The sequence below is a fragment of the Arthrobacter sp. SLBN-112 genome, from assembly GCF_030944625.1.
Classification (GTDB): domain Bacteria; phylum Actinomycetota; class Actinomycetes; order Actinomycetales; family Micrococcaceae; genus Arthrobacter.
The window spans coordinates 1,251,028-1,270,333 of the sequence record NZ_JAUSXY010000001.1; the positions used below are offsets into that span (position 1 = coordinate 1,251,028).

The window sequence follows — 19,306 nt, forward strand, 5'->3', positions numbered from 1 at the left end:
GCCTTAGTCCTTGGAGACGCCCAAGGGGCGCGCGACGTGAAGCCGGCCGTGGTCAACAAGCCATTTTACGGATTCGAAGATGGCCTGCTCAGGTTGGTACCGCGGTGCATAGCCCAGCACGGACGCGGCCTTGTCGATGCTGAAGCACTGGCTGCGGTAGAGGTGGCCCCAGCTCGACTCCGCATAGTCCCGTGAGGTGTCTTCACGGAACCGCTCCCAGCTGACCGTTTCCAGCACGGCAGCGTGCCCGAACCAGGCAGCCGCGATGTCCGCGTAGCCGCGCACGGTCAGCGCCGTGGGAGCGACGATGTTGAAGTCCTCTCCGGCGGCCGCTTCGCGCTGTGCGAGGGCTTTCTCGAAAGCCTGGGCAACATCGTCGGCATGCACGTGGTGCATCAGTTCCGCGCCGCTGCCGGGAACCCGGAGGGGCTGGCCTGCGGAGATGGTCTGCCAGATGCCGGGGTCCAGGTTTCCCACCGGACCGATGGGATGCCAACCTGGTCCTACGATATGGCCCGGGTGCAGGGACGTGGTCGCCAGGCCGCCCCGGGCCGTCTCTTCCCGCAGCATCACGGCGATCCGGTTCTTTTCGACGCCGTACTCGCCAAAGGGCTCAGCGGCAGAATCCGAGCCTTCCCTGATCGGCAGCTTCAGGCTTTGGCCATAACGCCACACGGAACCGCAATGCAGCAGATGCCCCACCTCACCTCGCAACCGGTCCACCAGCGCCGCAGCCGAATCGAGGGTGAAGCAGACCAGGTCCACCACCGCTTCCGGCTTCAGCCCGGCCACCCGGTCCCCGAACGTCCCGTCCCGGTCCTCCTGCTGACGGTCCGCTGCGACCTGGTGTACATGCTCCCATTCCGGTGAGGCGGTGTAGGGCTTGCTGGCGCCGCGGCTGATGTTGGTGACCTCGTGGCCGGCGCGGACCAGCCGGGGGACCAGGAACGAACCGATGTGGCCGCTGCCGCCGATGACGGTGACTCTCATTGCTCTCCGATCGTTGTGTTCCCCTCAACCGTAAGGGTCGCGGCAGCAGGAAAGGGAGGGCCCTGCGGACCTCCCTTTCCTGGTTATTCGCGCTGAACCCCAAGGTCAGGCGGGCTTCGCGTACTCCGCGGCACTTATGACCTCGTAGCCAACGAACTCTTCATCGTTTTCCACCCAGGCGTCGTGGCCGGCGGGAATTGAGTAGGCGTCACCGGCGTGGATGGTGGTGCGGGTACCGTCGTCCAGCTGCACGGTCAGGGTCCCGGCGGTGCAGAAGCCAAGGTGGTTGTTCTGGCAGCTGTCCGTGTGGACCACGGTTTTAACCGTCTCGGACCAGCGCCAGCCGGGCTCGAAGGTGAACCGGCCCAGGGTGGCGCCGCCAATACTGACCACGTCCACCTGGGTCTTGGGCGGACGGCGCTTCTCGTCGGCGTCGTTAAAGGACTTGGTTTCAAGGTCCTTAACCGTTACTGCAGGCATTTCTGGCTCCTCGAAAGGGAGTGGTTATGAAATTCACCCACGGGCGCTGAGCCGCTCAGGGAAAGACGGTCCAGCGGGGCGGGTAGTGCCCGTCCAGAACCCGCCGGACCTTTGCGTCGCAACGCTTTCAATCTGCTCCCCCACGCAGGCGATGTCAATGCCGGCTGTCCTCCTCGAACCACGCCCTGCCGGGGTTGGTCACGGCAGGGGCTGAGCGGTCCAGCCCCGGCTGCGCCGCCCACTTCACGCCGTTGGCCAGCACCCGCTGGACCTGCGGATGGTGGTACACCGGGTACTCCTGGTCGCCGGGGCTGAAGTAGAAGATCCTGCCCTTGCCCCGGGTGAACGTGACCCCGGAACGGAACACCTCGCCGCCGGCGAAGGAACTGATGAAGATCAGGTCGTCAGGGTCCGGGATGTCGAACAGCTCGCCGTACATCTCCTGCTCGGGGATGACGATGGGGCTCTCCACGCCCTCCGCGATGGGATGTGACGGTTTGACCGTCCACACCAGCTCGCGCTGGCCGTCGTTCCGCCAGGCCAGGGAGCAGCTGGTGCCCAGCAGCCTGGTGAAGATCTTGGCGAAGTGCCCCGAGTGGAGCACGATCAGTCCCATTCCGCCCAGCACGTGCCGGTGGACGCGTTCGACGACGGCGTCGCTCACCTCGTGGTGGGCGATGTGGCCCCACCAGAGCAGGACGTCCGTCTCCGCGAGCACCTCCTCGTCCAGGCCGTGTTCGTCATTGCTGGCGAGCACCGCCGTCGTAATGTCCGCGTCCGGATAGTGGGACCGGAGCCCTGCGGCGATGGCGCCGTGGATACCATCCGGGTAGATGTCGCCGATGTGGGACGGCTCGTTGTTGGCCTCGTGGACGCCCTCGTTCCACACCCGGATCCTCAGTTTGCCGTTCATTAGAGGCGAACCTCCCTCTGCTCAAGTGCTGACTGGTAGCACGCGTCGATGATCTGTGCCCGGTAGAGCGCCAGGGAGCCGTCATGCTCGGCCCAGGCCGCCCCGTCGCGGACTGCGATGACGAAATCTTCCACCACGGCATCGTGGGCGCGGCCGGGGAGGACAGGTGGCACGTAATCGGCGGATTCGCCGTCCTTGTCAGTGAACACCCGGAGCTGGCCCACGGGCGGGAACGGGGCGCCGTGCACCTTCAGTTCGGCGCCGCCGTCCGTGCCGTAGACCGTGAAGTCGAGGAGATCGTCCGTTTCCCGGTACGTTGCCCAGCCCGCCTCGATCAGCAGTGTTCCGCCGCCCTCAAGCCGGAGGAACGCTGAAGCGAAGTCTTCCACCTCGAAGGCGTGGCTCGTGGCCTGGGCCGAATACCGGCTTCCGCCGCCGCGTCCCTGCGGGCCCAGCTCCGAGTGGGTGGCGGCGGAGACGGCCACCACCTTCGGTTCGCCGAGCAGGTGCAGGGCGTAATCCAGCGCGTGGACGCCGATGTCCGCCAGCGGTCCGCCGCCGGCGAGCTCGGGGTTGGTGAACCAGCTGCCCAGCGTGGGAATGCCGGAGCGGCGGAGCCATGAGGCCTTGGCGTAGTAGGGGCGGCCCAGGCCGCCGTCGTCGATGACGTCCTTGAGGGCCTTGATGTCGCCGCGGCGGCGGTGGTTGAAGGCCACGTCCAGGACCCGTCCGGCCGTCCGTGCCGCGTCCACCATGGCCTGGCCCTCCACGGCGTTGCGGGCGATGGGCTTTTCGCTCAGCACATGGATTCCCCGTTCCAGGGCCGCGATGGCAATGGGGGCGTGCAGGAAGGTGGGTACCGCCACGCTGACGGCATCCAGGCCGCCATGGTCCAGCATGTCCTGCCAGTCGGCGAAGCCGTTGGGAATGGCGTATTCGGCTTGCAGGTCCTCGCGGAGTTCCTGCTCCATTCCTGCCAGCGAGACGATGCGGACACCGTCCAGTTCGCTGTAGGCCTTCAGGTGCTGCTGGCCGGCCCAGCCGATGCCAACGACGCCGACGCGGAGTTCCTTGGCTTGGGCTTTTCCTGGTGCCTGGGGCTGCTGGCCGGGGGACTGCTGGTTGTTCAAGGGGTGCTTCCTTTTCGGTGCGGGGCGGGTGCGGGGCGGGTTGTGCGGCGAGTTGTGGAATCGATTCCAAACCAATCGCGATGCGCATTGCCGGATGTTTGGAATCGATTCCAAAATCTTGTCAGGAACAGCGCGGGGACGTCAACCCCCTGTCAGTTCTTCGTGGAGTCCCGGATGACGAGCTCGTGCGGGAGGAACATCCGGCCGCGGCGGTGCGGCTCCGGCTCCGTCATCCGTTCCAGGAGTGCCCCGAACGCAACGCGGCCCATCTCGTAGGCGGGCTGCCTGATGGTGGTCAGTTCCGGGACGCACATCTCGGCTTGGATGGAATCGTCGAAGCCGGCAACGGCCAGGTCCTCCGGGATCCGGAGGCCGGCGTCGGTAATTTCGCGGACGCAGCCGGCCGCCACCGTGTCGCTGCCGCAGAACACGGCGTCGGGGAGCTGGTCCGCGGCGAGGAGTTCGCGGGTGAGCTGCCGGCCGGCGTGGAAGTCGAAATCACCGGCGGCGAACAGGCTCTGCGCCGCGTCCAGGCCTGCCTCGGACAAGGCTTCGCGGAACCCTTGTTCGCGCAGCCGCCCGGACCGTGCCGCCCGGTTGCCGATCATGGCAAGCCGCCGGGCGCCAGTCCCGATGAGGTGCCGCGTGATCTCGCAGGCGGCCTGCCGGTCGTCAATCGAGACGCCGAAGGCGGCTTCCGACTCCGCTATTTCACACAACTGGACAACACTCAGCTGGTTGGCGAGGGCTTCCACATCGTCGTCCGGCATGGTGGGCGAAAACAGGATCAACCCGTCCACGGATCCGTTCCGGAGCATGTCCACCAGCTGCTGCTCGCGTTCCAGGCTCCCGGCGGTGGGGGCAATCAGGCTGACATAGCCGGACAGTGCCGCGGCGTCCCCCACCCCTCGGAAGGCTTCACTGATGACCGGGGACTCAAGGTTCTTGGACAGGGCCAGGATGCGCATGGTCCGGTCGCGGCGCAAGTCCCGGGCGGAGGCGAGGGGCCGGTAGTTGAGGTCCCGGATCGCCCCGGCCACTTTTTCCCTGCTCGAGGCGCTCACCGCAGGACTTCCGTTGAGTACGCGGGAGACCGTGCCCACGGATACCCCCGCCGTTTTGGCGACGTCCTGCACGGTCGCTCGAGCCATTCCGATATGTCCTTCCGCGGGCCGGGCCCTGCAGTGTTCCGGTGTTTTTTCAGCTTAGCCGCCACCGCGCCGGGGCCAGGCTGTTGCAGGTGGCGTCACGCGGAGCATCGTTTCGTCCCGCCGTGGCGCCGTGGCCCGCGCAAACCCGGCCCTCCGCCGTCGGGCGTCCCTCCAAAAGATGCCTGGCGTGACACTGGCCGGACAAAGCGCGGGGCCCGAAACGTGCATTTAACATTCCCGTCCGACGCGCGAAACGTCTGTTTGGCTAATCTGGTGCAACAAGGTTTACTCTTAGCTAACACCGACCCGGACAGGAATGTTTCGATGACCAGTGTCGCAACCCCTGCTGTAACCCCCGCACCCGCAAGCGCCCCGGCGGCCCGTGCAGATACCGCCGGGATTTCCCTTAAGGACATCGCCCGCGCCCATGATGTCCGTTTCCTGTTGGCCACTTTCGTGGACATGACCGGCAAACCCTGCGCCAAGCTGGTCCCCGTGGAAGCCGCCGACGAACTTGAGAGCGGCGCCATGGGCTTCGCCGGCTACGCTGCGGGCCTCATCGGCCAAAAGCCGCAGGACCCGGACCTGATCGCCGTCCCGGACCTCGCATCCTTCACCCCGGTGCCCTTCATCAAGGAGGGCCTGGCCATCATCCACTGCGATCCCCACGTTGACGGCAAGCCGTGGCCCTACGCGCCGCGCGTCATCCTCAAGAACGCCCTGGCCCGCCTGGCGGACCAAGGCATGCAGGCCAAGGTGGGTGCGGAGGTGGAATACTTCCTGGTCACCAGGAACGACGACGGGACGCTGGCCACCGCCGACACCCGCGACGATTCGCCCCGCCCCTGCTACGACGCCCGGGGCGTGACCCGAATGTACGACCACCTCACCTCCATCAGCGCGGCGATGAACTCACTGGGCTGGGGCAACTACGCCAACGACCACGAGGACGCCGCAGGCCAGTTCGAGCAGAACTTCAATTATGCGGACGCTCTTACCACCGCAGACCGCGTCATCTCGCTCCGCTACATCCTGAACATCCTCGCCGAACAGCGGGGCATGACCGCCACCTTCATGCCCAAACCGTTCACGGACCGCACCGGCACCGGGCTGCACTTCCACCTCTCGCTGTGGTCCGGCGGCGAAGCACTGTTCCCCGGCACGGCAGCGGGTGACGACGGCCGCGGGCTCGGGTTGTCCGGCTTGGCCTACGCCTTTATTGGCGGCATCCTGGACCACGCCCCTGCCCTGCAGGCCTTCCTCGCCCCCACCGTGAATTCCTACAAGCGCAGCGGTGCCACCACCAGCTCCTCCGGCGCCACTTGGTCGCCACGGAAGGCTTCCTTCGGTGGGAACGACCGCACGCACATGATCCGCGTCCCGGACAACAGACGGATCGAACTGCGCTCCGGCGACGGCTCCGCAAACCCCTACCTGGCCATCGCCACCGCCCTCGCGGCAGGCCTGGACGGGGTGGCGAAATCAACCGACCCCGGCACGCCGTCCGGTCCCGGCGAGTCCAAACCGGACGCCCACTTCCTGCCGGCCACCCTGCTGCACGCCGTCGAGGCACTCCGCAAGGACCCGGTGATCCTGGCCGGCCTCAGCGGCGACGCGGAAATCGGCATGTACTACGCCGACGCCAAGGAAGAAGAATTCCTCAGCTGGCACAACCAGGTCAGCGACTGGGAAATCCGGACCTACCTCACATCCATCTGATCCCTACTTCGTAAAGGACTTTCCATGTGCGGAATCGCCGCGCTGCAGCTGCGCAATCCCTCGCTGCACCCCCAAATGGGCGCCCTGCTGTCCTCGATGCTGTGCCAGATCGTTGACCGCGGCCCGGACTCCGCCGGACTCGCCGTCTACAACACTCCCGGCCTGGTTTCCCCTGGCACGTCCACGCTGAGCCTCCTCGGCAAGGACCAGGGGAGGACGACGACGGCCATCACCTCCGGCCTGGCGGCCATGCTCCCTGCCGACGCGGGAGCAACGGTCAAGGTGGTGGGCGACACCACCTTGGTGAGCGCCGCCGTCGGAACAGATCTTCTGGTGAAGGCGGTCAGCGAAACCCTTCCGGGTTCCACCATCATCGGCCGGGGCGAGCACGTGGCCGTCATGAAAAGCGTGGGCCATCCGATGCAGATCGCCGCCGAACACGGGCTCGAAGCCATGGCCGGCAGCCAGGGCCTGTCCCACACCCGGATGGCCACCGAATCCGCCGTCACTGCCGGCGGCTCGCACCCCTTCTCCGTGGCCGACGACCTCTGCCTGGTGCACAACGGCTCCTTCTCCAACCACGCCACGGTCCGGCGGAGCCTGAAGCGCGAGGGCGTGGTGTTCGACTCCGAGAATGACACCGAAGTGGGTGCCCGCTACGTCGCCTCCCGGCTCACGCAGGGTGACACCCTCGAGGAAGCCCTGGTGAACCTGGGCAACGTCCTGGACGGGTTTTACACCCTGGTGGTCACCACCGCGGACAGCATGGCCGTGGTCCGCGACCCCATCGCCTGCAAGCCGGCCATCATCGCCGAAACCGACGACTACGTGGCCATGGCCTCCGAATACCGCGCCCTGGCCGCCCTCCCCGGCATCGACAACGCGCGCATCTTTGAACCGGAACCCGGAAAGGTCTACACATGGTCACTCTGACAGCCCCCGAAGCCCTGGCACCCGCCGCCACCCCCGCCGTGCTCGACCTCGCCGACGCCCCGGTCCGCGAACTGAACCAGTCACTCCACAACGCCGTTGACGGACAGTCCTGGACGGTCACCAACCCCGAAGGCAAGCACAGCCTCGCGGTGGGCATCAACGCGGACGTTTCGGTGACCGTCGAAGGCCACGCCGGCTACTACGCCGCCGGGATGCACCAAAAGGGGGACGTGACCATCAACGGCAACGCCGGCGTCGGCCTCGCGGAAAACATCATGTCCGGCACCGTCCACGTGAAGGGTGATGCGTCCCAGTCCGCCGCCGCCACCGGCCACGGCGGCCTGGTGGTCATCGACGGCAACGCCGGTGCACGCTGCGGCATCTCCATGAAGGGCGTGGACATCGTGGTGGGCGGGAACATCGGCCACATGTCCGCGTTCATGGCCCAGGCCGGCCGGCTGGTGGTCTGCGGCGACGCCGGGGACGCCCTGGGCGACTCCATCTACGAGGCACGGATCTACGTCCAGGGAACGGTCGCCTCACTGGGCGCCGACTGCATCGAAAAGCCGCTGCGCGAAGAGCACCTCGCCGAACTCGCGGAACTGCTCGCCGCCGCCGGCCGCCCCGATAACCCTGCCGACTTCAAGCGCTACGGCTCCGCCCGGAACCTCTACCACTTCCACGTCGACAACTCGACCGCCTACTAGGAGGCCACCGTGACCATCACCTCCATCCCCGCCCCCGCACAGACTCCCGCCGCGGCACCGGCCAACATTGCCGAACTGGGCCTGCGCGAGTCCGCCACGTTCGACCGCGCCACCATCGCCGACATCCAGCGTGCGGCCGCCACCGGCGTCTACGACATCCGCGGCTGGGGCGCCAAGCGCAAGGTCCCGCACTTCGATGACCTGCTCTTCCTGGGCGCCTCCATGTCCCGCTACCCGCTGGAGGGCTACCGCGAAAAGTGCGATACCGACGTCGTCCTCGGCGACCGGCACGCCAGCCGCCCGCTGCACCTGCAGACCCCGGTGACCATCGCCGGCATGAGCTTCGGCGCACTGTCCGCCAACGCCAAGGAAGCGCTGGGCCGCGGCGCATCCGAGGTGGGGACCTCCACCACCACGGGCGACGGCGGCATGACGCCCGAGGAGCGCGGCCAGTCCAAGCACCTGGTGTACCAGTACCTGCCCTCCCGCTACGGCATGAACCCGGACGACCTCCGCAAGGCCGACGCGATCGAGATCGTGCTGGGCCAGGGCGCAAAGCCCGGCGGCGGCGGCATGCTGCTGGGCCAGAAAATCACCGAACGCGTCGCCGGAATGCGCACCCTGCCCGTGGGCATCGACCAGCGCTCCGCGAGCCGGCACCCGGACTGGACCGGCCCGGACGACCTCGAAATCAAGATCGGCGAACTCCGCGAAATCACCGACTGGAAGACCCCCATCTACGTCAAGATCGGCGCCTCCCGGCCGTACTACGACACCGCGCTCGCCGTGAAATCCGGCGCCGATGTGGTGGTGGTGGACGGCATGCAGGGCGGTACCGCCGCCACGCAGCAGGTGTTCATCGAGAACGTCGGCATCCCCACCCTCGCCGCCATCCCGCAGGCCGTCCAGGCCCTCCAGGAACTCGGCGTGCACCGCAAAGTCCAGCTCATCGTCTCCGGCGGCATCAGGACCGGCGCGGACGTGGCCAAAGCCATGGCCCTGGGCGCGGACGCCGTCGCCATCGGAACCGCCGCCCTGATCGCGCTCGGCGACAACGATCCCCGCTACGCCGCCGAGTACGCCGCCCTGGGCTCCGCCGCCGGTTTCTACGACGACTTCCAGGACGGCCGCGACCCGGCCGGCATCACCACCCAGGACCCCCAGCTGTCCTCCCGGCTCGACCCGGTAGCCGCGGGCAAGCGCCTGGCAAACTACCTCCGCGTCCTCACCATGGAAGCCCAGACCATCGCCCGGGCCTGCGGAAAGTCCCACCTGCACAACCTGGAGCCGGAGGACCTGGTGGCGCTGACCATCGAGGCCTCCGCCATGGCGCGGGTGCCGCTGGCAGGCACCAGCTGGATCCCCGGAGTCCAGGGGAGCTTCTGATGACCGGATGGTCCGACTACCTGGTGGTGGGCGCCGGCCTGGCCGGTGCCGCCACCGCCTGGCAGCTCGCCGTCCGCGGACACCAGGTCACCCTGCTGGAACGCGGCGTCCCGGCGGCACATGACGGCAGCTCCCACGGGTCCGCCCGGATCTTCCGCTACGCCTATCCGGACCCGTTCTTCACGCGCGCCGTGCTGGAATCGAAGCCACTGTGGGACGCCCTGGCCCTGGATGCCGGGACGGAGCTGATCAGCCCGTTCGGCGCCGTGGACTACGGGTCGCAGCGCGATCCCCGGCTCCTGGCCTCGGTGCTGGCCGGCGCAGGAATCGAGCACCAACTGCTCTCGGCCGCCGAAGCCCGGAACCTCTGGCCTCAGATCGCCTTCGACACCGAGGTGCTCTGGCATCCCGGAGCTGGAGTGATCGACGCCCAGACCACCGTGAAAGCGATGGTGGAGCTCGCCGTCCGGAACGGGGCCCGGGTCCTCACCGGCTGGAACGTCGCCCGCGTGGAAACACGGGGCGCCGGCTACCGGGTGCACTCGGCAGCAGGCAGCACCATCGACGCCGGCAACATCGTGGTCAGCGCAGGCGGCTGGCTGCCACAGCTGCTGGAATCGCTGCCGCTCCCGGCGGGCTTCCTGGCCGGACTGCCCGAATTCACCGTGCGGCAGGAGCAGGCATTCCACTTCCGGTACAAGGACACTGCCGGCTTTCCGGCCGGCGGCTGGCCTACCTTCATCCACAAGGCAGCCGACATCCAGGCCTACGGGTTGCCCGGCGGACGGGACGCCGGGTTTGCCGGACAGAAAGTGGCGGAGTACAACGGCGGACCGCGCATCCCGTCGGCAGCCGGCCAGACGGGCACGGTGGACCCGGCCAACCGAGCCCGCGTGACGGATTACGTCCGCCGGTACCTTCCCGGCCTGGACCCTGAGCCGTACGCCGAAACCACCTGCCTGTTCACCAACACCCCCACCGAGGACTTCCTGATCGACCGGGCGGGCAACCTTACCCTCGTCTCGCCCTGCTCCGGACACGGGGCCAAGTTCGCGCCGCTGATCGGCCAGTGGGCGGCCGACCTGGCCACCGGCGCCGGGACTGTTCCGGACAGGTTCCGCAGCGCCACCTCCCCAGCCCTGACCACGTAGAACGGACACCTGTGAGCCTTTCCCAGACAGCACCTGCGCCGGCTGCCGTACCCGGTGAAGCCGCCGGCGCCCCCACGGTGGCCGGACTCCTCAAGGACATTTCCGGCGTGGGCCGCGACAACACCCGCGGGGGCTACTCACGCCCGGTGTTCTCCACCGCCGAGACGGACCTGCGGGCCTGGTTCATCGAACAGGCCGGCCGGCGCGGCCTCGACGTCCAGACGGACTCCAACGGGATCATATGGGCTTGGTGGGACACGGCGACGGGAGTGCGGAAGGACGCCGTCGCCACCGGCAGCCACCTCGATTCCGTTCCCGGTGGCGGTGAGTACGACGGGCCGCTCGGGCTTGCGTCGGCCCTGGTCGCCGTCGACCGCCTCAAAGCCCGCAACTTCCGGCCACGGCGGCCCCTGGCCCTTGCGGTCTTCCCGGAGGAGGAGGGCTCGCGGTTCGGCGTCGCCTGCCTGGGTTCCCGGCTCCTGACCGGTGAACTGGACCCGGACAAGGCACGCAACCTCAAGGACCCGGACGGCAACACGTATGCCGACGTGGCCGCAGCGAACGGCCAGGACCCGCGGTTCATCGGCGCAGACTACAAGGCCCTGCAGCGGCTCGGAATGTTCGTCGAGCTCCACGTGGAGCAGGGGAGGGGGCTGATCGACCTCAACCAGCCCGTGGCCATCGGATCGTCCATCCTGGGCCACGGCCGCTGGAAGCTGAGTATCACGGGGGAGGGGAACCATGCCGGCACCACCCTCATGAAGGACCGCAAGGACCCCATGATCGCCGCCGCCAAGGTGATGGTTTCCATCCGGGATACCGCCCGCAAATACCGTGACGCCCGGGCCACCGTGGGGAGGATGCAACCCGTCCCCGGAGGCACCAACGTCATCGCCTCCCGGGTGGACATGTGGATCGACGTCCGCCACCCGGAGGACTCCGTCACGGCCGCACTGGTGGAGGCGATCGGGCTGAACGCCCAGGTCCTCGCCGCGGAGGAAGGCTGCACAGCCAGCCTGGGCATGGAATCGCTGAGCCCCACAGTGCATTTCGACGGCGGCCTGCGGGGCCGGCTGCAGGAGCTGCTGCCTGCCGCCCCGGTGATGGACACCGGCGCCGGGCACGACGCCGGGGTGCTCGCGGCGCACCTGCCCACCGCAATGCTGTTCGTCCGCAACCCCACGGGCGTCTCGCATTCGCCGGACGAACTGGTGGAGGACGGGGACGCCGAAGCCGGCGCACTTGCCCTCGCGGACTCACTGGCCGGGCTGTTGGGCGAGGCACGCGGGATTGGCTAGGACCGGCGTCGTACTCCGTGCCTCCCGCGGGCCGCCTAAGATGGCAGACATGACCGAAAAGGCCGGGAACCACGCAGCGGAACACGCCGGGGATGACGCCGCTGACCAGGTTGCCGGCCGGCTTGAGCAGGTCATCGCCGCCCAGGTCCGGCACTACCGCACGTCGGCCGGCCTGTCATCGGCCGAGCTCGCAGCCCGGACAGGCCTGTCCAAGGCCATGATCTCGCGAGTGGAAACCGCCACCACCTCCTGCTCGCTGACCACGCTGCAGAGGCTGGCGGACGGGCTGGAGGTTCCCGTGACCGCACTGTTCCGCGGCGCCGACACCGACAGGGACGCCACCTTCACTAAGAGTGGCCAGGGGAGCCTGACCGTCCGCAGCGGCACCCAGCACGGCCATGAATACCGCGTCCTGGGTACGTTGAAGGGCCGGAGCGACGCCATCGAACCCACGCTCGTAACCCTCACCGACGCCTCCGACGTTTTCCCGCTGTTCCAGCATCCGGGCACCGAGTTCATCTACATGCTCTCCGGCAAGATGGTGTACGGCCACGGCTCCTACGAGTACACGATGGAGGCCGGGGACTCGCTGCTGCTGGACGGGGAAGGCCCCCACGGCCCGCTGGAACTGCTGGACCTTCCCATCCAGTTCCTGGCGGTCTCCGCCAAGTGATCCTCACTATTTGCCTAGGGCACAACTGTTGGCTCGAGGTGTGCTTCAAGCTGACAAAAGCGAATCGATCAAGCGTCAGCCCGGGGACGGAAGCGCAGCCGGGCTGACGTCCGTGCCGAGGTCGGTAAGGGAGGCGTCAGCGTGCTGCGGTGGCTGGCTGTTCCTGGAAAGCCGGCACAACGTGCTCGATGAAGAGTTCCAGCGAGCGTTTCTTTTCCTCGTGGGTCAGGCTGTTATCGGACCAGATGCTGAACTCGGTGACGCCCAGTGCCTCGTAGTGGCGGAGCCGCTCGATGACCTCATCGGGCGTCCCAATCATCGCGGTCTGGTGGAGGGATTCGGGTGTGAATTCCGGGCGGTCGGTGAACTTCTCTTCCGGGCTGGGCTCGAGGAAACCGTTCGTTGGGGTGCCCTTGTTTCCGAACCAGGCGTCGAACGTCCGGTAGAACTTGTTGATGCCCTCAGCGGGCCGCCGCCAACCTTCGGGTTCATCCGCCGGGTGGACGTGCGTGTGGCGAAGCACCATAAGGTCCGGGCGGGGGACGCCGGGGTTGTTCTCGACGGCGGTGTCGAACTTGCGTGCCAGGTCTTCGACTTCCTCATCACCCTTCATCAGCGGTGTCACCATGACGTTGCAGCCGTTTGCGACCGCGAATTCATGGGAGGAGATGTCGCGGGCAGCGATCCACATGGGCGGGGTGGGCTTTTGGATGGGTTTGGGGACGCTGGTGGAGGTCGGAAACTGCCAGACCTCGCCGTCGTGTGCGTAGTCCCCTTCCCAGAGCGCCCGCACGGCGGGAACCATCTCGCGCAGGTGCTTGCCGCCGTCGACGGCTGACATGCCGCCCATGAGGCGGTCGAATTCGAACTGGTAGGCGCCGCGTGCCAGGCCTACTTCCATTCTGCCGTTGCTGATGACGTCCAGCAGTGCGGTCTCACCGGCTACGCGGAGGGGATTCCAGAAGGGCGCGATAATGGTTCCGGCACCCAGCCTGATGCGGGAGGTGCGCGCTGCGAGGTAGGCAAGCTGCGGCATGGGGCTGGGGGAGATGGTGTATTCCATCGAGTGGTGTTCACCGATCCAGACTGTGCTGAATCCTCCGGCTTCCGCGATGAGGGTCAGTTCAGTGAGGTTCTCGAAGCATTCGCGATGTGAGACGGATTCGTCCCAGCGCTCCATGTGGACAAAGAGGGAAAAGCGCATTAGTGACTCCTTGGTTCTGCGGCGGTGTGGGCCGGCGAATCGGTGGTGTGGGCAGCAACCTGGGCTTCTGCGTTGCGTTCGGCGATGGTCTGGTTGCCGCGGGACCAGTGCTCGTGCTCGATTTCGCGGATGATGACGGTGGTGTTTTCGGGCACGGCACCAACAGAGATTTCGGCGGCACGGTGAAGCTCGTCGATGAGCGCTCGGAGCTGCCCGGGTGTCCGGCCCCGGGCGATGGAAACTTCGATAAGAGGCAAGATTTTCAGCTCCTCATGATGAAGGGATCGGCGATGGGGGATTCGTCGGTGTTGATCCAGATGCTCTTGACCCGGGTGTATTCCCGGATGCTTTCCATGCCATGTTCCACACCCACACCGCTGGTCTTGAAGCCTTCGCGTGGCGATTGGGGAGACATGGCGCGGTAGGTGTTAACCCACACCGTTCCTGCCTCCAGGCGGGCGGCCATGCGGTGCGCCCTCGCCAGGTTGGTGGTCCAGACGCCGGCGGCGAGCCCGTAGGTGGTGTCGTTGGCAAGGCGCAGCACCTCTTCTTCTGTTTCAAACGGCATGATTGCAGCCACAGGGCCGAAGATTTCCTCCCTGACCACGCGCATGGAATTGTCGACGTCGGTGAGGACGGTGGGCTCGAAGAAGTAGCCGCCTAGGCCGGTGTTGGGCCGGCCACCGCCGGTGAGAACGGTCGCTCCTTCGGAGACTCCGAGATCGACGTAGCCGGCCACTTTGTCGCGTTGGTCCTGGAAGGCCAGAGGTCCCAGTTCGGTGGCGTCAAGGAGGGGGTCACCGATGACGATGCTGCGGGCGCGGTTGGCGACGCGTTCGAGCAGCTCATCATAAATGGATTTGTGTGCGAATACCCGGCTTCCTGCGATGCAGGTCTGGCCCGCGGCGGCGAAGATGCCTGCTACTACTCCCATGGAGGCGTTGGCAACGTCGGCGTCGCCGAAGACGATATTGGGTGACTTTCCCCCCAACTCCAATGTCGAGCCGATGAAGCGGGAGGCGGTTGAGGAAGCGATGCGGGCACCCGTGGCGGTGCTGCCGGTGAATGAGATTTTTGCCAGGCGGGGGTCCTCCACCAGCGCCGCACCGGCCTCTGCGCCGAATCCCGTCACGACATTGATAACACCGGGCGGGAAGCCGGCTTGATCGGCAAGCGCGGCAAGGCGCAGGACCGTGGCGGAGGTGTATTCGGAGGGTTTGATGACGATGGTGTTGCCCGCCGCGAGGGCGGGGGGCGAGCTTGCTCGTGGTCAGTGTCAGGGGTGAGTTCCACGGTGTAATCGCGCCGACGACACCGAGCGGTTCGCGCAGGGTGTAGTTCAGCATCGCGCGGCTTGAGCCCGGGATGGTGTCGCCCTGGATCTTGTCGGCGAGGCCCGCGTAGTAGTAGTAGTACTCGGGCATTGCGGCGAGCTGGGCGCGCATTTCGCGCAGGAGCTTGCCGTTGTCCAGGGATTCCATCCGGGCGAGTTCGTCGGCGTGCTCGCCGACCAGGTCGCCGAGCCTGCGCAGCAGATGCCCTCGCTTAGTCTGGCTGAGGTCGCGCCACCCAGGGTTTTCGAACGCTGCAGCCGCGGCTGAAACGGCTTTGGAGACGTCGGCTTGGTTGCCGCGTGCAGCGCTGTACAGGACGTCGAGGGTTGCCGGGTTGGTGCTGTCGAAGTAATCCCCATTCGATGGCGCGACCCATTCGCCGTTTATGAAGTGTTCGTAGCGGCGTTCAGTGGACATGCGAATGCTCCTTGATGAAGGCTGTCAGTTCGTTGGCGAGCTCTTGGGGACGTTCCACGGGCATCATGTGCCGGGCCCCGCTGATGACGGAGTACGTGCAGCCCGGTATGGCGGCGGCGAGCCGGGCGCTCATCTCCGGCGTAGATCCCGGGTCCAGCTCGCCGGTTACGGCATGGGCGGGAACGCTGATCCGCGGGAGCTCCGGCGCAATTTCCGCGTCGGCGGTCGCGAAGACGCGATAGCAGGCCAGAAAGGACCGGGGGTCGTTGCGGAGCAGGACGTCCCTCGTTGCTTGGACTATTTCGGCCGGAACGGGGGACCCTTCGGGGTACCAGCGAAGGATGGAGGCCTCCACCGTCGCGGGGAAATCGAACTCGGCTGAGGCCAGCCGGGTCATCACCGCCGTATGCTCCTCCGCTGTCCGGTCACATACCGATCCCACCGAAACCAGGGAGGCCACCAAATCCGGCCGGAAGCGGGCCAGGTGCTGGGCAACGAGGGCGCCCAGTGAGAACCCCACAACGTGGGTTCGCGGTTGGAGGCGTTCCGCGACGTCATCAGCGAGCCCGGCCAGGGTGACCCCTTCCGGGGCGGCCTGGCCGCGGCTTCCGTGGCCGAGGAGTTCGATGATCTGGATGTCGAACTCGGGTTCGAGGAATTCACGGAGCGGCCCCCACATCGACCCGTCAAGGCCGACTCCGTGTATGAGTGCGATGCGGGCGCGGCTCACGAGGCAGGCTCCTTTACTTCGCTTCGGTGCTGAAGGCCGCCAGGCGCTGCTGGGGGCGTCCTTGAGCTGCTGCAGCCAGGGCGATCACGATTTCATCGGCGTGCGGCGCGTCGTTAATCCGAACCTCGATGCTCTGGTGGTGTGACCGGATGGTCGCGTCCGTGATGTGCTTGAGTGGAATGTCGAAGACAACACCGGCCGGACCGCGCTTTTCCACCGCGGGCAAGAGCGTGGTTGCGTTCGCGGCGTCACGGAAGTGGTTTCCGAATGCAAGGGTATGGATGAGTCCGGAACCATGCTCGATCTCGCCATTGAGGCCCACGATGGCAGCTTTTCCATACGCTTCGGCTGGGGAGCCGAGGGCTTCGAGTACGCGGGGGGCGAGCAGGGCGCCGATGTCGGAGGCGTTCCCGTCGATTCCCGCCGAAAGGTCCTCGACGAAGCCTTGTCCGGCCCACGGGTTCTTGACGATGGCCGCGACGACCGCGACCCTTGCGGCCGGGCTGACTTCCCGGCCTCCCTCAATGAGGACGTCTTCGGTCAGGGTGACGATCTTACGGATGCTCATGAAACTAGTTCTCCTAGGGTGTCTGCTTTGACGACGGGATCGGTGAGCCGGTCCCCAATGCGGGAGTGCGGCCTGGGGCCGGTTGATGCGCCGAGGACGACGACGATCTCTCCCGGGCCGGGGGCGTCACCGATGCGGGTGCTGATGGTTTGATAATGCGAGCGTGTGGCGGCGGCGTTCTTGTGCCAGAGGGGCACAACGAGCGAAGCGCCCGCGTCGCCGCGGTCGTCGGCGAAGCATATGATGGATTCGCCTTCGAAATACTCGCGGACGAGGTTGCCAAAGAATGGGGTGTGGATAAGGGCAGCACCGTGCTCAATTTCGCCGTCGGTGCCGACGAGTGCCGCCTTGCCGAACGCCTCGATGGCCTCCACGCCGCCGAGGTTGCCGGCCAGGAGGTCGGTCAGTTTACGGGCAAGCACCGGGGCGAGCTGAACTACCTCTTCGCCGAGGTCGTCGGCCGCGCCACCACCCAACCAAGGGTTGGCAACAACGGCGGCCGCGGTTGCACGGACTGCTGGAACGGCGGGGGAGAGGCCGTTTTCGAGCAGGATTTCCTCGCTGTAGTACACAATCTTGCGGATGCCGAGCCCTTGGTCGTTCATCATTTGAGCCCTTCAGTCTTGGCGAAGCGCATAGCTTCCTTTCATGGGTCGTTGGTTCAGTTCCGGCCGTCCTCGACCGGGTAAGTTAGGGCCTCTCTGGATGAAGCGTGAACGTGGTTCCGCATGGCTGATTCGGCCCCGAAGGGGTCCTTATGCTCGATCATGTCCAGTACTGCGCGATGTTCGCGGGTGGAGGCTTCGAGCCTGCCCGGATGTTCGACCGTGCGCAGCACCAGCCGCTGGTAGGCGAGCTGGTTCATGAGCCGCTCGTAGTGCTCAACGAGCTTGCTGTTATCCGAGCCGCGGACAATCGTCCAGTGAAACTCGTGGACCAGCCGGGCATAGGCATCTGTGTCATGGGTGAGGGATGTCATTTCGGACTGCTCAAGGTTTCGCCGCAGAATCGAGAGTTCCTTGACCTCACCGCGGCGGGCGAGCAGGGAAGCAGCCAGCCCCTCCAAAGACTCTTTGAGCTGGAAGAGTTCGATGATCTCCCTCCGGGTGGGCTCCCGCACGAAGGTGCCCACTTTCGGGCGGATCTCGACCAGTCCTTCGTGCTGAAGCTGCTTGAGTGCTTCCCGGATGGGGGTCCGGCTCACCTCAAACTCCTGCGCCAGGAAGGCCTCCGGAAGAACTGCGCCTGGAGGAAATTCTCCTCCCAGGACGAGCCGGCGTATCCGGTCAAGAAGTCCATCCCGGTCAGCTGCATCACTCACTACTTCGACATTGCCTTGCATACATCAAAGCCTATGTTGCATGCATCAGAACAGTCAATAAGGTGAGCGGCATTTTTAGAAAAGACCTATATTCAGCGGTTTGTCGGGATTTTTGACTCTCCTCTTGACCTTAATGTGTGAGCTGGCTTACCGTCATTGGTATGCAACAGACGCTCGAACCGCTTATCACGTCAGCTTGGCTCGCCGCTTGGGACAAGGGAGACCTTGATGCCCTGGACCGGCTGGCAGCTGTCGGCTACACGCGTACCAGCAAGGCGACGGGTGCAACCGTCGACCTCGCTGGCCTCAAGTCCGAGATCGCCGCAGTTCGGGAAGCCTTTCCCGACCTGCGCACGACGGTCGACGACGTCGTCGAGGGGGACGGCACCGTGGCCGTCTTCTGGACCTCCACCGGCACCCACACCCACGAGTACCTCGGCGTACCGGCCACCGGACTGACCGTCCAGACCCGCGGCTCAAACATCCTGGCCCTTCAGGACGGCAAGATCCTGCAAGAAACCGTGACCTGGGACGGCAGCGAACTGCTCGCGGGCCTCGGAATTCGCCCCTTGCGGGGCATCGCTGCCCCCGCCGTCCCAGATGATGGGGAGCTAACCGAGTTGAACCCGGATTTGATGAAGGCGTTCAACCGCCAGTTCATCACCGGAGTTACCGTCGTCACCACAAAGGAAGGGGATACCCCAAAGGGGCTGGCCGCCAACTCGTACTGCTCGGTCTCCCTGGAACCGCCGCTGGTGCTGGTCTGCGTCCAAAAGACATCCAGTACATATCCGGCACTTTTTTCTTCAAGCCACCTTGGCATCAACATCCTGGGCACAGAGCAGCTGGGCACGGTGAAGACTTTCGCCTCGAAAGCTCCGGACAAGTTCGCCGAGCTCGATTGGCACGAAGGGCCCAAGGGAAGCCCACTGTTGGACGGTTCCGCCGCTTCCCTTGAAGCTGAAATCCAGGAACGTTTCCAAGCCAAGACCCACACTGTCTTCATCTGCAGGGTCCGCCACGCGGAAATCGGCGAAACAGCGCCGATGGTCTACAAGGCCGGTCACTTCTTCAACGGCGCAGAACTCGCCGAACTTTAAACGGCCGGCGCGGCCAACAATCCTCGGACAGGAAACGAACCGCGCCGACCGAACTGCTCGTAAGCAGCGCACCACGGTGCGCATCCCACATTAGGACAAAA

The 19,306-nt window shown here is 66.1% G+C and carries 20 protein-coding genes and 1 pseudogene; 8 read left to right on the forward strand and 13 right to left on the reverse strand.

Going from position 1 to position 19,306, the window contains the following annotated elements; genetic code table 11:
• Positions 1-3: 3 nt before the first annotated feature.
• The 5 genes from QF050_RS05840 to QF050_RS05860 form a co-directional block, all read right to left on the reverse strand.
• Positions 4-990 (reverse strand): NAD(P)-dependent oxidoreductase, encoded by a 987-nt coding sequence (locus QF050_RS05840; protein WP_308929579.1) that lies wholly within the window; start codon positions 988-990, stop codon positions 4-6.
• Between the two features lie 105 nt (positions 991-1,095).
• On the reverse strand, positions 1,096-1,470 hold the full coding sequence (locus QF050_RS05845; RefSeq protein WP_308929580.1) for a cupin domain-containing protein: 375 nt from the start codon (positions 1,468-1,470) through the stop codon (positions 1,096-1,098).
• Positions 1,471-1,624: 154 nt separating this feature from the next.
• Positions 1,625-2,383: a ThuA domain-containing protein gene (locus tag QF050_RS05850; protein WP_308929581.1), complete on the reverse strand. Its 759-nt coding sequence runs from the start codon at positions 2,381-2,383 to the stop codon at positions 1,625-1,627.
• The gene (locus tag QF050_RS05855; RefSeq protein WP_308929582.1) at positions 2,383-3,513 is read right to left on the reverse strand and encodes a Gfo/Idh/MocA family oxidoreductase; all 1,131 of its coding nucleotides are present in this window, start codon (positions 3,511-3,513) and stop codon (positions 2,383-2,385) included. The genes QF050_RS05850 and QF050_RS05855 overlap by 1 nt, the downstream gene beginning before the upstream one ends.
• A gap of 152 nt (positions 3,514-3,665) precedes the next feature.
• Positions 3,666-4,664, reverse strand: coding sequence for a LacI family DNA-binding transcriptional regulator (locus tag QF050_RS05860; protein WP_308929583.1), 999 nt, complete (start codon positions 4,662-4,664; stop codon positions 3,666-3,668).
• 324 nt (positions 4,665-4,988) lie between these two features.
• On the opposite strand from QF050_RS05860, the gene glnT reads away from it, so the two are divergent.
• From glnT to QF050_RS05895, 7 genes are read left to right on the forward strand one after another with little or no spacing between them, the layout of a single operon-like run.
• Positions 4,989-6,383, forward strand: coding sequence for a type III glutamate--ammonia ligase (glnT, locus tag QF050_RS05865; protein ID WP_308929584.1), 1,395 nt, complete (start codon positions 4,989-4,991; stop codon positions 6,381-6,383).
• Positions 6,384-6,407: 24 nt separating this feature from the next.
• Positions 6,408-7,316, forward strand: coding sequence for a glutamine amidotransferase (locus tag QF050_RS05870; RefSeq protein WP_308929585.1), 909 nt, complete (start codon positions 6,408-6,410; stop codon positions 7,314-7,316).
• Entirely contained in the window at positions 7,304-8,023 is a 720-nt protein-coding gene (locus QF050_RS05875) for a protein glxC (protein ID WP_308929586.1), read from the forward strand. The genes QF050_RS05870 and QF050_RS05875 overlap by 13 nt, the downstream gene beginning before the upstream one ends.
• 9 nt (positions 8,024-8,032) lie before the next feature.
• Positions 8,033-9,409 (forward strand): FMN-binding glutamate synthase family protein, encoded by a 1,377-nt coding sequence (locus tag QF050_RS05880; protein ID WP_308929587.1) that lies wholly within the window; start codon positions 8,033-8,035, stop codon positions 9,407-9,409.
• The gene (locus QF050_RS05885; protein WP_308929588.1) at positions 9,409-10,560 is read left to right on the forward strand and encodes an FAD-dependent oxidoreductase; all 1,152 of its coding nucleotides are present in this window, start codon (positions 9,409-9,411) and stop codon (positions 10,558-10,560) included. The genes QF050_RS05880 and QF050_RS05885 overlap by 1 nt, the downstream gene beginning before the upstream one ends.
• Before the next feature lie 11 nt (positions 10,561-10,571).
• Complete coding sequence (locus tag QF050_RS05890) at positions 10,572-11,858, forward strand: allantoate amidohydrolase (RefSeq protein WP_308929589.1); 1,287 nt, start codon at positions 10,572-10,574, stop codon at positions 11,856-11,858.
• 49 nt (positions 11,859-11,907) lie between these two features.
• Positions 11,908-12,531, forward strand: coding sequence for an XRE family transcriptional regulator (locus QF050_RS05895; protein ID WP_308929590.1), 624 nt, complete (start codon positions 11,908-11,910; stop codon positions 12,529-12,531).
• Positions 12,532-12,667: 136 nt separating this feature from the next.
• On the opposite strand, the gene QF050_RS05900 is transcribed toward QF050_RS05895, so the two are convergent.
• The 8 genes and pseudogenes from QF050_RS05900 to QF050_RS05935 all read right to left on the reverse strand — a co-directional run bounded on the left by QF050_RS05900 (position 12,668) and on the right by QF050_RS05935 (position 18,126).
• Complete coding sequence (locus QF050_RS05900; protein ID WP_308929591.1) at positions 12,668-13,735, reverse strand: LLM class flavin-dependent oxidoreductase; 1,068 nt, start codon at positions 13,733-13,735, stop codon at positions 12,668-12,670.
• Positions 13,735-13,992 carry a tautomerase family protein gene (locus tag QF050_RS05905; RefSeq protein ID WP_308929592.1) on the reverse strand — a complete coding sequence of 86 codons (258 nt, stop codon included), beginning with the start codon at positions 13,990-13,992 and terminating at the stop codon, positions 13,735-13,737. The genes QF050_RS05900 and QF050_RS05905 overlap by 1 nt, the downstream gene beginning before the upstream one ends.
• A gap of 5 nt (positions 13,993-13,997) precedes the next feature.
• The gene (locus tag QF050_RS05910; RefSeq protein WP_308932112.1) at positions 13,998-14,963 is read right to left on the reverse strand and encodes an aldehyde dehydrogenase family protein; all 966 of its coding nucleotides are present in this window, start codon (positions 14,961-14,963) and stop codon (positions 13,998-14,000) included.
• Positions 14,964-15,045: 82 nt separating this feature from the next.
• A pseudogene (locus tag QF050_RS05915) lies at positions 15,046-15,486 on the reverse strand (aldehyde dehydrogenase family protein); the annotation flags it as partial.
• On the reverse strand, positions 15,476-16,216 hold the full coding sequence (locus QF050_RS05920) for an alpha/beta fold hydrolase (protein ID WP_308929593.1): 741 nt from the start codon (positions 16,214-16,216) through the stop codon (positions 15,476-15,478). The gene QF050_RS05920 and the pseudogene QF050_RS05915, both read right to left, overlap by 11 nt.
• Before the next feature lie 13 nt (positions 16,217-16,229).
• Positions 16,230-16,784, reverse strand: a complete 555-nt coding sequence (locus QF050_RS05925; RefSeq protein ID WP_308929594.1) for an amino acid synthesis family protein — start codon at positions 16,782-16,784, stop codon at positions 16,230-16,232.
• Complete coding sequence (locus QF050_RS05930) at positions 16,781-17,392, reverse strand: amino acid synthesis family protein (RefSeq protein ID WP_308929595.1); 612 nt, start codon at positions 17,390-17,392, stop codon at positions 16,781-16,783. The genes QF050_RS05925 and QF050_RS05930 overlap by 4 nt, the downstream gene beginning before the upstream one ends.
• A 53-nt stretch (positions 17,393-17,445) precedes the next feature.
• On the reverse strand, positions 17,446-18,126 hold the full coding sequence (locus tag QF050_RS05935) for a GntR family transcriptional regulator (RefSeq protein ID WP_308929596.1): 681 nt from the start codon (positions 18,124-18,126) through the stop codon (positions 17,446-17,448).
• 140 nt (positions 18,127-18,266) lie between these two features.
• Here QF050_RS05935 and QF050_RS05940 point away from each other — a divergent pair, with 140 nt between their 5' ends.
• The gene (locus tag QF050_RS05940) at positions 18,267-19,205 is read left to right on the forward strand and encodes a flavin reductase (protein WP_308929597.1); all 939 of its coding nucleotides are present in this window, start codon (positions 18,267-18,269) and stop codon (positions 19,203-19,205) included.
• Positions 19,206-19,306: the final 101 nt, after the last annotated feature.

Coding starts and splice junctions, on each gene's coding strand:
- QF050_RS05850 (WP_308929581.1), bottom strand. CDS start 2,383: ATGAACGGCAAACTGAGGATCCGGGTGTGGAACGAGGGCGTCCACGAG.
- glnT (WP_308929584.1), top strand. CDS start 4,989: ATGACCAGTGTCGCAACCCCTGCTGTAACCCCCGCACCCGCAAGCGCC.
- QF050_RS05840 (WP_308929579.1), bottom strand. CDS start 990: ATGAGAGTCACCGTCATCGGCGGCAGCGGCCACATCGGTTCGTTCCTG.
- QF050_RS05930 (WP_308929595.1), bottom strand. CDS start 17,392: ATGATGAACGACCAAGGGCTCGGCATCCGCAAGATTGTGTACTACAGC.
- QF050_RS05860 (WP_308929583.1), bottom strand. CDS start 4,664: ATGGCTCGAGCGACCGTGCAGGACGTCGCCAAAACGGCGGGGGTATCC.
- QF050_RS05925 (WP_308929594.1), bottom strand. CDS start 16,784: ATGAGCATCCGTAAGATCGTCACCCTGACCGAAGACGTCCTCATTGAG.
- QF050_RS05845 (WP_308929580.1), bottom strand. CDS start 1,470: ATGCCTGCAGTAACGGTTAAGGACCTTGAAACCAAGTCCTTTAACGAC.
- QF050_RS05885 (WP_308929588.1), top strand. CDS start 9,409: ATGACCGGATGGTCCGACTACCTGGTGGTGGGCGCCGGCCTGGCCGGT.
- QF050_RS05940 (WP_308929597.1), top strand. CDS start 18,267: ATGCAACAGACGCTCGAACCGCTTATCACGTCAGCTTGGCTCGCCGCT.
- QF050_RS05870 (WP_308929585.1), top strand. CDS start 6,408: ATGTGCGGAATCGCCGCGCTGCAGCTGCGCAATCCCTCGCTGCACCCC.
- QF050_RS05935 (WP_308929596.1), bottom strand. CDS start 18,126: ATGCAAGGCAATGTCGAAGTAGTGAGTGATGCAGCTGACCGGGATGGA.
- QF050_RS05895 (WP_308929590.1), top strand. CDS start 11,908: ATGACCGAAAAGGCCGGGAACCACGCAGCGGAACACGCCGGGGATGAC.
- QF050_RS05900 (WP_308929591.1), bottom strand. CDS start 13,735: ATGCGCTTTTCCCTCTTTGTCCACATGGAGCGCTGGGACGAATCCGTC.
- QF050_RS05875 (WP_308929586.1), top strand. CDS start 7,304: ATGGTCACTCTGACAGCCCCCGAAGCCCTGGCACCCGCCGCCACCCCC.